Source organism: Mesorhizobium shonense (assembly GCF_040545255.1).
Taxonomy (GTDB): Bacteria; Pseudomonadota; Alphaproteobacteria; order Rhizobiales; family Rhizobiaceae; genus Mesorhizobium; species Mesorhizobium shonense.
Map to the genome: position 1 here is coordinate 155559 of NZ_JBEPLM010000013.1, position 12866 is coordinate 168424.

Consider the following 12866-nt stretch of genomic DNA (forward strand, 5'->3'; position numbering starts at 1 on the left):
CTCCAAGAACTCAGTCTCCATGCAATGACCGCGCATCAAACAAAACCTGACATGGTGCTAGTAGTTCCAGATCGATCCTGGTGGCGCTCGGCGATAGCTAAAGCGGATGGCCGGGGTGACGCCGCCATTGCCGGCGTCGAGGTCGATAACGGCGCTCGGGTCGCGTTGCGAGATGGAATGCGCAATATCGCCGCCTGTCGCGACATGGCGGGTAAAGTCCAACTGCATGCCGCCGGGCGTGTCACAGATCGAAAAGCCAGACTACTCCCGCATCGGAGAGTCGATCCGCTGCAGCGGAAGCACAGCGGGGCCATTCAGAACAGCCCCATCCGGGCCGAAATGGATCCATGGCAAGAGCAGTCCCAGCACTGCTCTGCCGAGTTCCAGGCGACTTCGCACCCAGCGTCGGGCAAGCGCGCTCTAAATAGGCGGATCGCCAACCCCCCGCTGTCCTTCCTGACGAGGGACGCTGGCTGATCGGGGATACCAAATCGGCAGCGGTTGAAGGCAGCTGGTTCCTGGAATATTTTCGACAAATAGATCTCGATCTGGGGCGGCGCCCTAATCGGAAGGGAACAACATGTCGGCCTCCTTAGCCGCGGCCCGGAAAGCTTTTCGTATGATCTGCGGGTCGATCGGATCGCCCTCCAAGGCAGACTGGCAAAGGATCATCGCCTTGTGCCAACTAGGACCACGTTTTGACCATTTGCGGAGCTGCTCGGCGGCCTTTTGAACGTGATCAACCCCATAGCGTAAGCCCAGTCGGTCGGTCCTCACATAGACCGGAGAAGAGAAAGACCGCATTGCCAACTCGCGAATTCAAGGCAACGAAAACAATCCGCCGGCCACTGCCGGCGGAAGTGAGGTCTGGAGTAGCCAGCGTGGACTGCCAGAGATCAATGATCGACTGCAGACTTTGTTGCAGCGCTTTCGAACAGGCTGGCGCCTGGCCAATCCGACGTGACCAGAAGAGGGTTGGCGGAGCGCTTGTTGGTTTCCCTCACATCGACAGGATCACCGCGAACTGGTTCTTCACGCGGTGGTTGACCTCGCGCATCAGGAGCCGGATGCGGCGCTCGCTCTCCTTGGCGGCGGTGATGTCGCGGGAGATCGTAGACGCGCCGACTATCTCGCCGGAAAGGTTCCTGATCGGCGAGACCGTGACCGAAACAGCAATCAGTGAGCTGTCCTTGCGCCTGCGCAGCGTCTCGAAGCTCGCCACGCCCTCACCCCTGAAAGCTTACAGCTAGCGCGACTGGGAATCGCGGCAAGCGCCTAAGCCTCGGAACGGTCGGGATTTTCGGCCTTATCCCATTCGGCACCCAGCACACCGAACTCCTGCGACTTCATGCCGGTCTCGGCGGTCAGGAAACCCTCCGCCGCGAGCCCCCGGCGCAGAAGTTCGCGCACTGCGGCGGAACGGCTCGGCATGCGTTTTTCGAAGCGCCAGTTCTCGACTGCCGCCAGTTCCTCTTCAGTCAACATGATCTGCAGCCTCTGCGGCCGCTCCAATTCAGCCATCCCAGCCTCCCTAAGCGGACCATAATGCCACGAATGAGTATCTTACTTATTTTTAGTGCAAGTAGGGCTCGGCTCAAATGAGGTCAAGATGATGCCAAACGCCAAAGGCGAGCGATCCTAATGGTACTAGCCATATAGCGAAACCACATTTGTGGTACTATGCTAACTTATTGATTTATCTACAGATTTTTGCATTTTTTGATTGCCAATGGTGTGACGTTGGCGCATTATGCCGGCAGAGAGATAAACCGTCCGCGAAAGGAGGGTTTTCCGATGCCACGAGGATTTTCCGACCGGTTGCGCACCGACGCCCATTGCAAGGTCCAGCACGCCTTGTGGGAAAACGGCGTTGTCGACATCATCAGGCTGTCGGAAGAGATTAGGCTCAAGAATCTCGACGAGAACGTAGCACGCGAAGACATCGAGAGCCTGGTGATGCAGATGGCTCAGGTCTATGGCGCAGCCGTTGAGTTCGACGATGAGGCGCTGACCGCGCTCGACCTGCCCGATGCCTGTCCGGCCGACAACCGCGACGATTTGGAAAAGGCGCTAAACGAGCAGAGGCTGCCGCACCTTCAGGTGCTCCATTTGGATTCGAAAGACGGAGCGACGGACTCCAGCCCGGCGAGCGGCACCACGCTGCGATCTTCGCCGCTTGGCAAAGCATGATCTTGGCCGATCTCTCAATAGATGCCCACCCCGGCGGGGGTCACCGGGGCGGGCTCGACCGGGCTCTGGATACCCGATCCACAGCACGCCTTGCGCGGAGGTGCGGGACTGCGCGCCGTGCTGCAACAGAAATATCAGTAGCGTCTAAATGTTCCCTCGCCTTGTCAGGAACTCCGAAGCAGCGCCGCCGTTAGTCCGTATGCAAACGAAGGAGATCCGCACCATGGATTGGAACCGTGTCGAAGGAAACTGGAAGCAGGTCAGGGGCAAGGTCAAGGAACAATGGGGCAAGCTCACCGACGACGACCTCGACCGCATCGCCGGCAAGCGCGACCAACTCGAAGGCAAGATTCAGGAACGCTATGGCATCGAGAAGGACCGCGTCCGCCGCGACATCGATGAGTGGTACGCCCGCCAAGGTTGGTAGCGCTTCACGCACTATCCGCGGTCGTCCGGGGTGATGCCGTTGTGCGGGCAAGTAAGCCGCCTCGGAGGTCGCGCCGCGGGCGGCGTTTCTATGGGGGACGAGGTAAGAACATGCCTGTAGGAACCGTGGTCATGCATGGCAAATGCGCCTCGCACGCGCTCAATAGCCATCAACAGCTATCGATCTCTGCGGGCAGGCGCGCGGGTGGTTCGTGCCCAGGGACAAACTGTATGAGTTTGAGGACGTCCCGCAGAGACCTTTGCCGTGTTGCGATCGGCCCAAGGGCCGCTACTTCAACAGTCACATCCGCAACCGGGTGCCGGTATCGCCGAAGAATGATGGCGAGCGTCTATGTCTAACCGATCGTGCACGGGCCTGTCGTGCCACATCACTTGCCTGAGATCCCGCATATCGACCGGCTGCCCACAGATCGGACACAGGTAAAAATAATCGGCTTCGTTCTCAAAGCGGGCCGCCATTGCGCCTGCCGGTATCATTGGGCCTAGATCAGAACGCTTTGTCACCGTGCGCCCAGCGCCTTGGCTTCGCGCTCTAGTACTTCCCGGTCGTCGTCCCTGTTGGCGAGAAGGCCCACCCACGAAAAGCGCTGATTTCGACATGGCTTGCAGGGATCGCTTGCCAGGCGAGGCAGGGGGCTCAACGCCACTCCGACGGGCCACCTGAGCGTCCTGATGGGACTTCGGTCTACTCCGACTTGGACCGTGGGCCCAGGCGCGGAACACAAGCCAATCACTGCCGTTGGTCGAAAGCGACGCCGGCAAAAGAACGGCGGTCCATCAACCAGGCAACCACAAGGAAATCTACCATGATCCCGAAGATATTGGTGACCGCGGCGACCGCCGCGCTTCTGTCGACTGCGCTCTGCACCGCCGGCGCCTACGCTGAAGACAAGACCAAGCCGGCTTCCCAAGCCGCGGTCGTCGCGCCCGTGACCGATGGAAGCCTCGTGTCCAAGATTATGGGCGCGACGGTCTATGACAGCACGGCCGATGACGCGACGAAGATCGGCAAGGTCAACGACATCGTCCTCGACAAGGGCGGCAAAGCTAAATTGATCGTCATCGGTGTCGGCGGGGTCCTCGGCGTCGGCGAGAAGAATGTGGCCTACGATTTCAACAAGATCGAATGGGTCGACAAGAAGGGCGAGCGCTGGCTGGTCGCGAAGACGACGAAGGAAGAGCTTCAGGCTCAGCCCAACTTCGACATCAAGGCCTATGAGACGGCCTCGGCATCCAACAACACCCAGCCCGCCGCCAGCACGGCCAACCAAACGGCCCCGGCCAAGACGGACCAGACCGCGACGGCCTCTATCGACAAGTCGACGCTGACCGCGATGCCGTCCGACAAGATCAGCGCGGCAAATCTAATCGGCACCAATGTCTATGGCGCGGACGATGCGAAGGTCGGCGAAATCGGCGATGTCATCCTGACCGGCGACAAGAAGGTCGATGCCATCATCGTGGACGTCGGCGGCTTTCTCGGCATTGGCGAAAAGAAGGTCGCCGTCGGCATGGAGAACCTCAAGTTCATGACCGACAAGAACGGCAACCGGTATCTCTACACGAATTTCACCAAGGATCAGTTGGAGGCACAAACGGCCTACGACAAGGGCACCTACGCTCAGAACCGCGACAAGCAGCGCATCATTGTCAAGCAGTGAGGTCGAAATGCGTCCGCGCCGGCTGCGACCCGGGCGTTGCTCAACAGGGAGAGAGACCATGAACAATCTTATCTGGCTCGTAGGAGCAATAGTCATCATAATAGCTATACTGAGCTTCCTCGGCCTCCGGTGATCTCTCTGGAAGCCCGAGCAATTTACGAGACTCCGGATTGACTGATGGCCAGGCGGGTTCGCGGCTCGCCAGCAGCGGCAGTTTGCCGCCGATCTTGCGCGGTTGATATTGACGTGCCGGCCATGCGGTTTCACGCCGACGACACCAACCTTACCGGCGCGTTGGAAAGTGAGGTCACAACGGCGCCGCCGTTCAGGCCAAGCTCGACGAGCTGATCCATTCGGGCCATGCCGAGAACGACTTCATCGGTATCGAACTGAAGGCGAGGTCGACGAACTCCGCGCTCGCTGCGTCAAAGCCAAGGAAAGGCGGATGGCCGACGCCTAGGCTTGCCACCCACGCATCGTGTTGCCGGTAACTCGAGCCGCCGCGCGCTTCGCCGTTCTACGATATAGGCTCGGAAGCTTTTGCGCCCGTCACCGCGGCGACGCGGGCTTCGATGTTCTTCAATTCCTAGCTTATCGTCTTGGCGATTTATCCTCGAGGCCGACGACCTCTTCGCTAGGACATCGAGCGCGACGGTGATCTCGTTGAGGTTTGCCTGCGTGGCGGTTTCACCTGCGTCTGGTGAGCGCCAGTGAGCGGAGGCGCCGCCACCTCGACCACTGGCACGTCCTGCCGCTGGCTCCCTCTTCCTACGAAATCCAAAAGCGCCAGGAGGATCGACAGAAACGCCAGTTCGAGCGCTGGCTCGACAAGGTGAGCGGTTCGGTTTTCAATCAAACCAAACCGCTCAGGGGCGGCAAGATTACGGGTGAGGCTGTCAGCCGCGAACGAAGAGTGCCTCGTCTTCATCACGTTGCTTGCCACCAAGTGCTGCCGCGACACTGGCGATGAAAGCGCCCACAATCATCGACAGGGCGCCGACCAGCGCGAAAGTAGCGCTTGCCTTCCTGGCGGTGTCCGCAGCCGCCTTCGCCTTGTTCTTGGCATCATCTATGCCTGCAATGACCGTGTCGACGCGCTTGGCGGCATCGGCCTGCGAAAGCCCGGTGCGGGAGGCGACCAGCTTCGCAAGGTAGGCCTTGTCATCGGCCGACACTTCGCCCTTGGCGGCGCTTACCACCAGGATGCGTGTTGCCTGTGCCGTTGCGCCGGCATCGTTCTGCCCGGCCGGCGCGACGGCACCGGTGTCCGCGGGACGGAACAGCATATCGACGAAATAGCCCAGGCTGTTGTTGTCGGTGGCTCCGGCCGCATTTGTGGCCGCCGACGAAGCGCCCGCCGCCGCGCCAGCCGCGACATTGGACGCAGCCTGCACGCCAGCGCCAACCGTTGCGGACAAAGCAGAACCAAGAACGCCAGCGACGAGCAACGTTGCCAGAGCCCAGGCAAGGAAGCCGTGTGCCGTATCTCGGAAGTAGACTTCGTCGTCATGAATGCCGACCCACTTCGTCCGTAGCCGACCGGTCAGATAGCCGCCCAGGCCGGCAGAGAGCCATTGCACGATCACCAGCCACACCGCTGCCGAAACCGCGAAAGTGGTGGCCGATGCGCTTGCCCCGGTCCAGGGTGAAACCATGGTCAGCCCAAGCCCCGAGCCGATCAGCATCAGCACCACCGTCAGCGTCGACGCCGCGAAGGCGCCGGCGATGATCGGGCCCCAGTTCACGGCGGATGACGAAGATTCCCTCTGAGCGGAAACTTCAACGTCAGTAACTGCGGAATTCATCTGACGCTCCTACCGTGCGAACAGCATGAGCAGGATGATAATCGGAATTGGAACTCCGAGCAGCCAAAGCAATATACCGCGTCCCATAGAGACCTCCTATATTCTTGAGACGAAATACCAATTCCGCGAACGGGCTTTCGTTCCAAAGGTTTAGTGGGCAAACTAAGAATAAGACGGACCGGCTGCAGGTTTCCGATCTGACGCGCGCAAACAACCGTCGCTGCGCTCTCGGCCCGAGCGCGCTGCAGATGCGGAGTCCTCAAGTCGGCGCCGCTGCAGAGCCAAACTTCAAAGCCGTGTATTAGTTCCACCTGAAGTACGGCGGACTTGCGTTCACCGCCCCGGGGCAACTCAACCCCTCCGCCGCCAAACCTGCGAGACCAGCAGTGTGATCAGACTGCTGAAGACGATCCAACCGCGAACCTCGCTGTCGGAGACCGCGGACCGCGAGCCGAGCGTGGACCCGCGCTGAACCTGCTGGGCTGATCGATTCCGAGACGGCGCCACTAGCGGCGCGAGGTCCTGCCGGCTGCCGCTCCGTACCGAATAAGCTCGGGTGATCTCGGCGCCGAAGAAAAAAATCTGGGCCGAGTAGTAGACCCAGACCAGCACCACCATCAGCGCACCGGCAGCGCCATAGGAGGTGGCGATGGCGCTGGTGCCGATATACCAGCCGATGAGCGATTTGCCGATCGTGAACAGCAGCGCGGTGACGACCGAGCCAACCGCGACGTCGCGCCATTTGAGCCTGCGGTCCGGCAGGACCTTGTAGATCGCAGCGAAGAGCAGCGCGATCAGCACGAAGGAGACAATGGTGTTGACGGCACTGACGATCAGCTCGCCGAACGGTAGGCGTTCGTTGATATACTCGCTCAACGCCGAGATCGCGGTGCTTGCGGCGAGCGACACCAGAAGCATGAAACCAAGAGCCGCCACCAGGCCGAGGCTCGCCGCCCTCGCCCGCACCAGGCGCGAAAGCGAAACGCCATCGGGTTTGACCTTCCAGATTTGGTTCAGCGACTGCTGCATCTCGCCGAAGACGCCCGAGGCGGTGACAAGCAGCGCGATCAACCCGACGATGGTGGCAAGCGTGCTGGACCCGCGATGCGAGGCGGTCTCGATCGTCGCCTTGAGGAGATCGGCGCTCTGCGGCCCCATCACGCCCGAGAACTCGGCCGAGAGCGCGAGCTGGGCGGCGTCGTTGCCGATGACGATACCCGCGATCGCCACGACGATCAGAAGGATCGGCGCCAGCGAGGTCGTGGCATAGAAGGCCATCGCCGCGCCATGGCTCAGGGCGTTGTCGTTGAGGTACCCGGCAACGCTCTCCTTCAGCAGAACCCAGGCTTCCTGGAACCAGTGTCGCAAATCTCTCACCGTCGGCCTATTCACGCCGCTGGCTATTTCGGGCGCGGATCCTCGAGCCCGATTCCGGTGGTCTGAAATGATCCGGCCCGGCGTTTTTCGATGGCCTCGGCAAGCGCCAGCGCGGCGTTGCGAACCTCCGCCTGCACGGCGTGGTCGGCGTCGAGTTCGTCGTGGCTCGTCGCATAGGGTTTCAAGTAGCCGATATAGCGGTCAAGCTCGGCCGCCTCCCCGACCGGATCGAGCTTCATCGAGCGCAGCCAGTCGGCGAGACTGTGACCCACCTCCCCGGCACCTTCGGTGTCGCCGTGTACGATGACGGAGAACAGTCGACCGGCGAGATGGCGCGGATAGTCCCAGCCGGCAAGCTCGACCTTCTTGGCGAGTGCCGCGTCCTTGCCTTGCGTCTGTGATGGATCGGGATTGCCGCCATCTGCACAGACCAGGCGGTCCATCATCAGCTTCACCGGTGAGGACGTCTGATACCAGTTCACTGGCGTAACGATCATCACGCCATGCGCCTCGACCCAAAGCGGGTAGATCTCGTTCATCCAGTCGTTGACCTGGCCGAGCGAATGGTTGGGATAGCAGGAGCACGGCCAGTGGCAGAGCGCGGCCGCGGTCGAGAAGCACGCCTTGCAGGGAAAAATCCTGCGACCGTATTCGGAGGCGAGCCGCGCAAGGTCGAGAATCTGGATCGAGAAGCCCCGCCTGGCTGCAAGGGCGGTGCGGGCCAACTCGACGAGGCGAAAGCTTTTCGACATTTCGCCGGGACAGGTGTGTTCGCTGCGCGAGGAGCCGTTGATCAGAAGAATGCGAGATGGCGCGGCCTTGTCTTCATAGCGGCGTTTCGCGGCCTCGACCGCCTCATGCGCGGCGATCCATTCGACCGAGAGGTCGTAGTCGGGATTGTGAAAACCCTGCCCTGCCTTTCTGGTGATCGGGCTCTTGCGTCCTTCGGTGTAAGCCTGCCACGCAATCTCGGCGAGCCTGCCAATGGCATCCGCCTCCGGCCGGAACGCCGGATCGTAAAATTGCCTGCGATAGCGTTCCTTGAATTCGCTTTCGCTGAGACGCGGGCTCGGCATGCCTTTGCGCGGCTCAGGACCTGCCTTGCTGAAATCTGCCCTCTTTGCCATGCGCGCCTCGCCCGAATTGGAGCGGGCCGGGTGGGACAAGAGCTCGACTGCCTTTTTCGTTGGCCAGGGTATGAAGCCGGAAAAACCACCCTGTTCTCTTTGCCACCAGGTCCGGCTGACGCGGCCCGCCGAAGTCAATTCGGCAAGAGCCTGATGGTTCCGCGCTTCAGGACCGCGGAGATCGGGCAATACGGCAGGCATGTCGATGCCGCGTCCAGGCAGCAAAAAACCGCCCCGGATGGGAGAGACCGGGGCGGCAATTGTGGGAGGTAGTTCGGGTGTCCGGGACTACCGGACGGTAACTCGCCTGGCCTTGAAAAGTTTCAAGCCACGCCCGACCAAGCGTCTATTTTGATGTCTGCGGTGGCAACTCGCCGGGTTTGATTACATCTGACTGTTGTCGCCCGGCGGAACGGTGGCGTTCTTGTCGCCGGTGGGGGGCGGTTTCAGCAGACCGGTGGAAAAGGTTGGCTTTTGTCGGGTCGGTCACCATGGCGCATACGGGCGCGCGCTACATCAAAGTTAAATGCGGGCGGTCGTTGTAGCTGCTATTCGATCGCTGTTTTGGGGGCTCTGTAGGAGGAGAGTCCATGGACGTTCGAAATCTGATCGGCAAGCTGTCGGCGGCATTTGTGCGTCAGCGTACCGCCGCGCCGACCGCCCGGCCTCGCCCGCCGACGTGCGGCTGAGGTACGTCCGCGTCCGCCCCATCCTCCGGCGCCGGCCATCCGGTCAGCGAGCAACATGTAGCTCGCGCTTGCATTCGCCCCGGTCGATCGGATGCAACCGGCCGACGGCATCTTCGTTTATGGCGATCTCAGTTCTGGTGATGGCAACATGAAATCCTCTCGGACGAACAACCCCGTTTTCATCCTGGCGGCGGCGGTGATGACCGCGGCGCCTTTCATCGGTCTAGCCTGGCGCGTTCATGAATGGCTTGGATGGTGACGGGCAATGAGTCGGTTCCTGCCGCTCACCATCCGCTTCGTCAACGGCGGCTCGATGGTGGTTTCATCGATCGCCGATGCAAGGAAGGCGCTAGATGGAACTTGGAAAAACAAGGAGGCGCCAGACTATCTTGCGGCGGCGCGGCTGGTGGATGACGCCATTGCGGGCATTTGCCGGCCGGCTGTTGCATTCGCCGCCTTCAAGAAGGCAGCCGCCCAGCAAGGTCTCCTGAGGTCGGCTGACCCGAGCGCCGCGCTCTCCATGTTCGACCAGATTTCGTCGCGCGACCGCAAGAAGCCGCCAGGCTGAAGCGCCCTCACCTGGGCTCATTGCTCATGCTGAGATAGGTCGGGTCGAATTCGGCGATCTCGACGAGACGATTCCAATCGAGGATCGTGATCATGTGGTTCACCCAGTTGATCACGTTCATGCGCCGCAGTGTGCCGATGACCCTGTTCATGTGCACGACCGAGAGGCCGAGCACATCGGCGAGTTCAGCCTGCGACAGCGGCAGATGGAAGCTCATGCTGCGGGTCTTCTTCACCACCTGAAGCCTGACGAACAACTCGCAGATGAGGTGCGCCAGATGCGAGGTCTTGGAGCGACGCCCCATGGCCACGATCCATTCGCGGTGAATGGCGCCATCGACAAGCGTGTCCAGCCACAACAGCCTGGTCAGATGCGGCGCCTGCTCGGTTATGGCGCGAAGGCTGCTGTGCTCCGCCGCGACGACATGGCAGGGCGAGAGCGCGATGATACCATGGTCCATGGTCTTCAGAAGAAAGGCGTGGAGGTCGACGAAATCGCCTGCCACCTGCAGTGAGGTGAACTGCCGCCCGCCATCCTCGAGCACCTTGTAGCGCGCGGCGAGCCCGTCGACGATCAACGTGCTGGTGATTGGCCTCGATCCCTCCGAGACAATATCCTCGCCAGTGACGAAATACTTCTCGATCGACATGGCGCTGGCGAGCAGCGCCTTCTCCGCGTCCGAGAGGGCGTCGTGCTGCGCAAGGTTGAGATGAAGCGATTCCAGCATTCGGATTTTCCGTCCTTCATTAGCAAAACCTAACGTCGGAGACCGGGGCTGGTTGCAGGCGGCCGGCGCCGACGGGCAGTCGGCGGCAAGCTTATTCCCCTTTGGAACCATGATTGCGGCAGCGAATTGAACGTCGAAATGCCGAGGATGTTCTTGCGAATGAAACGATTCTACTTCGACCTGTACAACACCGAACACTGCCAGATGGATAGCGAGGGACAACTTCTTCCCGACCGCGAGCGCGCGGGCCTGGAAGCGCTGCGGATTCTGCAGGATGTCGCCCGCGACGAGATGCTGGGCGGGGATCGTCTCAAGATCACCGTCAAAGTGCGGAACGAAAAGAGGGACTAGATATTCGAGGCGTCCCTCACCCTCGACTCCGCCTGGACATGAGGGGAGCGCCCGGCATGATGTTTGAGAATTTCCGGACCGAAGAGATCGATACGGGCGAGGGACGGATATCCATCCGCCGTGCCGGGAGCGGCCCGGGGCTGCTCCTGCTGCATGGCTTTCCGGAAATGCATCTGATGTGGCGCGACGTGGCGCAGATGCTGGCGGACGACTTCACCGTCGTCTGCGCCGACCTGCGCGGCTACGGGAAAAGCTCCTGTCCGCCGTCCAGCCCGGATCATGCGCCCTACGCAAAGCGCGCCATGGCTGCCGACCTTGCGGCGCTGATGACGAAGCTCGGCTTTTTCCGGTTCATGGTTGCCGGGCACGATCGTGGTGGCCGCGTTGCCTATCGGCTGGCGCTCGACCATCCCGACCGCGTCGAGAAACTTGCCGTGCTCGACATCATCGCCACCGCCGATGCCTGGGACCGAACCGATGCCAGGCTGGCGCTGGGCTACTGGCCATGGTCGCTGCTGGCGCAGCCCAAGCCGCTGCCGGAGGCGATCATGGCGGCGGCCGCGGAGGCGATCGTCGACAATGCGCTGGAAAGCTGGGGCTCCTCGCCTGCCGCCTTTCCCGCCGAGGTCCGGCAGGCTTATGCCGATGCCTTGCGCGATCCGGCTCATGCGCACGCCATCTGCGAGGAATATCGTGCGGCAGCGACGCTCGACCGCGAGCATGACAATGCGGACCGGGCAGCGGGCCGGCGCATTGCCTGCCCGGTGCTGGCGCTATGGAGCGGGCATGGCGCGCTGGCCGAATGGTACGCGCAAGAAGGCGGGCCGCTGGCGCTGTGGCAGGAGTGGGCCGGCAATGTCAGCGGCGGAGCGATGCACGGCGGACATTTCTTTCCGGAGGAATTTCCAGGCGAAACGGCAGCGGCGCTGCATGATTTTCTCATGTCTCGGGGGGCCATCAGCGGCTGATGTGGACACTTCCGCTCGCAGCCGGAACCGCCCTCGACCGGCAGCTACAGCCGGTGCCACATTTTTTTTCGCCGGGACCATTGTGATGAAACATTCTGGCTCCCCTTACCGTTCGAAGTCCAAGGAGGACCGTTATGATCAGGCATAGCGGCGAAGCACGCCCGAAGAAGAAAAAGGTCGAAATCGCGGTGCTGGTCTCCCAATTGGCACAGGCGACCGGTATCTCCAACGCGGAAGCGCGGAAACTGGTCAAGCTGGTCGGCACCGATTGGCCCTCGTTGCTGCGACGTGCCGGCTTCCTGAAAGCCCGGTAGGCTACCCCCGCCGAGTCGCTCTGGTGACCCGGTTGACGGACGGCCGGCCGTTATAAGCCGTAGCCAGGTGAGATAGATCGCCGGCGCAACGATCAGGCAGAGCGCCATCACGATCACCACGGCATTGCTAAGGCGCTCGGTGGGCCTGGCAATGTCGGCGACGTCGTCATCGTCAATGATGAATCCGAGGATCGGTATACCGGCCAGCGCGTAGAGATGGGTTGTCGTTTGCGGGATGGCTTTCAGCCTCTCGCAGCAACGCCGCTTCCTATTCGGATGGTTCTTGGGTTCTGACGGTAATGGATGCCCGTCGTTTGCGCGGAAACGGCGGGCACCCAAAATGTCGCCGACGGAGGGGGAATCCCATCGGCGATCGCCAACTCCAGGCATCTGCTTTGGTTGCCGAGGACGGGCCAATGCGCTCCACGATGGGACTTCAGTCGAGCGTCTTTGCGACCGTCGGCCGAATAACGAGGCCGGGTTGATCGGCCATCCGGAACCTGGAGCCTGAGCGCGCTTTTCCTTCAGGCGAACCAGCGAAACAAGGGTACGCCTCCGGCGAAGGCCGCCTTGCGCGAGCATGGCACGGTAGCGAGGCTGCGCTCTTAAGGTCGTCCTTACGAGCGTGGTTAGCAGCACAGC

The 12866-nt window shown here is 61.5% G+C and carries 16 protein-coding genes; 8 read left to right on the forward strand and 8 right to left on the reverse strand.

What is annotated here, in order from left to right:
* Positions 1 to 57: 57 nt before the first annotated feature.
* The 4 genes from ABID26_RS27940 to ABID26_RS27955 form a co-directional block, all read right to left on the reverse strand.
* Positions 58 to 228, reverse strand: coding sequence for a hypothetical protein (locus ABID26_RS27940; RefSeq protein WP_189521476.1), 171 nt, complete (start codon positions 226 to 228; stop codon positions 58 to 60).
* Between the two features lie 333 nt (positions 229 to 561).
* The gene (locus ABID26_RS27945) at positions 562 to 804 is read right to left on the reverse strand and encodes a DUF982 domain-containing protein (RefSeq protein WP_126098505.1); all 243 of its coding nucleotides are present in this window, start codon (positions 802 to 804) and stop codon (positions 562 to 564) included.
* 196 nt (positions 805 to 1000) lie between these two features.
* Positions 1001 to 1222, reverse strand: coding sequence for a PAS domain S-box protein (locus ABID26_RS27950; protein ID WP_245460241.1), 222 nt, complete (start codon positions 1220 to 1222; stop codon positions 1001 to 1003).
* A 53-nt stretch (positions 1223 to 1275) separates the two neighbouring features.
* A complete protein-coding gene (locus ABID26_RS27955; protein WP_126098504.1) occupies positions 1276 to 1521 on the reverse strand; it encodes a hypothetical protein in 246 nt (81 codons plus the stop codon).
* 297 nt (positions 1522 to 1818) lie between these two features.
* Here ABID26_RS27955 and ABID26_RS27960 point away from each other — a divergent pair, with 297 nt between their 5' ends.
* The 3 genes from ABID26_RS27960 (at position 1819) to ABID26_RS27970 (ending at position 4298) form a co-directional block, all read left to right on the forward strand.
* On the forward strand, positions 1819 to 2190 hold the full coding sequence (locus tag ABID26_RS27960) for a hypothetical protein (RefSeq protein WP_126098503.1): 372 nt from the start codon (positions 1819 to 1821) through the stop codon (positions 2188 to 2190).
* A 223-nt stretch (positions 2191 to 2413) separates the two neighbouring features.
* Positions 2414 to 2617 carry a CsbD family protein gene (locus tag ABID26_RS27965; RefSeq protein ID WP_126098502.1) on the forward strand — a complete coding sequence of 68 codons (204 nt, stop codon included), beginning with the start codon at positions 2414 to 2416 and terminating at the stop codon, positions 2615 to 2617.
* Positions 2618 to 3443: 826 nt separating this feature from the next.
* A complete protein-coding gene (locus ABID26_RS27970; RefSeq protein ID WP_126098501.1) occupies positions 3444 to 4298 on the forward strand; it encodes a PRC-barrel domain-containing protein in 855 nt (284 codons plus the stop codon).
* An 896-nt stretch (positions 4299 to 5194) separates the two neighbouring features.
* Here ABID26_RS27970 and ABID26_RS27975 read toward each other — a convergent pair.
* The 3 genes from ABID26_RS27975 to ABID26_RS27985 all read right to left on the reverse strand — a co-directional run bounded on the left by ABID26_RS27975 (position 5195) and on the right by ABID26_RS27985 (position 8607).
* Entirely contained in the window at positions 5195 to 6103 is a 909-nt protein-coding gene (locus tag ABID26_RS27975) for a hypothetical protein (RefSeq protein ID WP_354417165.1), read from the reverse strand.
* Between the two features lie 351 nt (positions 6104 to 6454).
* Complete coding sequence (locus ABID26_RS27980; RefSeq protein WP_435528614.1) at positions 6455 to 7480, reverse strand: YihY/virulence factor BrkB family protein; 1026 nt, start codon at positions 7478 to 7480, stop codon at positions 6455 to 6457.
* A gap of 23 nt (positions 7481 to 7503) precedes the next feature.
* A complete protein-coding gene (locus ABID26_RS27985; RefSeq protein WP_354417166.1) occupies positions 7504 to 8607 on the reverse strand; it encodes a flavodoxin family protein in 1104 nt (367 codons plus the stop codon).
* Positions 8608 to 9387: 780 nt separating this feature from the next.
* Here ABID26_RS27985 and ABID26_RS27990 point away from each other — a divergent pair.
* Both ABID26_RS27990 and ABID26_RS27995 read left to right on the forward strand, forming a co-directional pair.
* Positions 9388 to 9555 carry a hypothetical protein gene (locus ABID26_RS27990; RefSeq protein WP_292340623.1) on the forward strand — a complete coding sequence of 56 codons (168 nt, stop codon included), beginning with the start codon at positions 9388 to 9390 and terminating at the stop codon, positions 9553 to 9555.
* Between the two features lie 6 nt (positions 9556 to 9561).
* Positions 9562 to 9864, forward strand: a complete 303-nt coding sequence (locus tag ABID26_RS27995) for a DUF982 domain-containing protein (protein WP_292340624.1) — start codon at positions 9562 to 9564, stop codon at positions 9862 to 9864.
* A 7-nt stretch (positions 9865 to 9871) separates the two neighbouring features.
* Here ABID26_RS27995 and ABID26_RS28000 read toward each other — a convergent pair whose 3' ends face one another.
* Positions 9872 to 10591, reverse strand: coding sequence for a Crp/Fnr family transcriptional regulator (locus ABID26_RS28000; RefSeq protein WP_354417168.1), 720 nt, complete (start codon positions 10589 to 10591; stop codon positions 9872 to 9874).
* 159 nt (positions 10592 to 10750) lie between these two features.
* On the opposite strand from ABID26_RS28000, the gene ABID26_RS28005 reads away from it, so the two are divergent.
* The 3 genes from ABID26_RS28005 to ABID26_RS28015 all read left to right on the forward strand — a co-directional run bounded on the left by ABID26_RS28005 (position 10751) and on the right by ABID26_RS28015 (position 12224).
* Entirely contained in the window at positions 10751 to 10942 is a 192-nt protein-coding gene (locus ABID26_RS28005; RefSeq protein WP_126098496.1) for a DUF6894 family protein, read from the forward strand.
* Between the two features lie 56 nt (positions 10943 to 10998).
* The gene (locus ABID26_RS28010; RefSeq protein ID WP_435528615.1) at positions 10999 to 11910 is read left to right on the forward strand and encodes an alpha/beta fold hydrolase; all 912 of its coding nucleotides are present in this window, start codon (positions 10999 to 11001) and stop codon (positions 11908 to 11910) included.
* Positions 11911 to 12044: 134 nt separating this feature from the next.
* Complete coding sequence (locus ABID26_RS28015; protein ID WP_126098494.1) at positions 12045 to 12224, forward strand: hypothetical protein; 180 nt, start codon at positions 12045 to 12047, stop codon at positions 12222 to 12224.
* Positions 12225 to 12866: the final 642 nt, after the last annotated feature.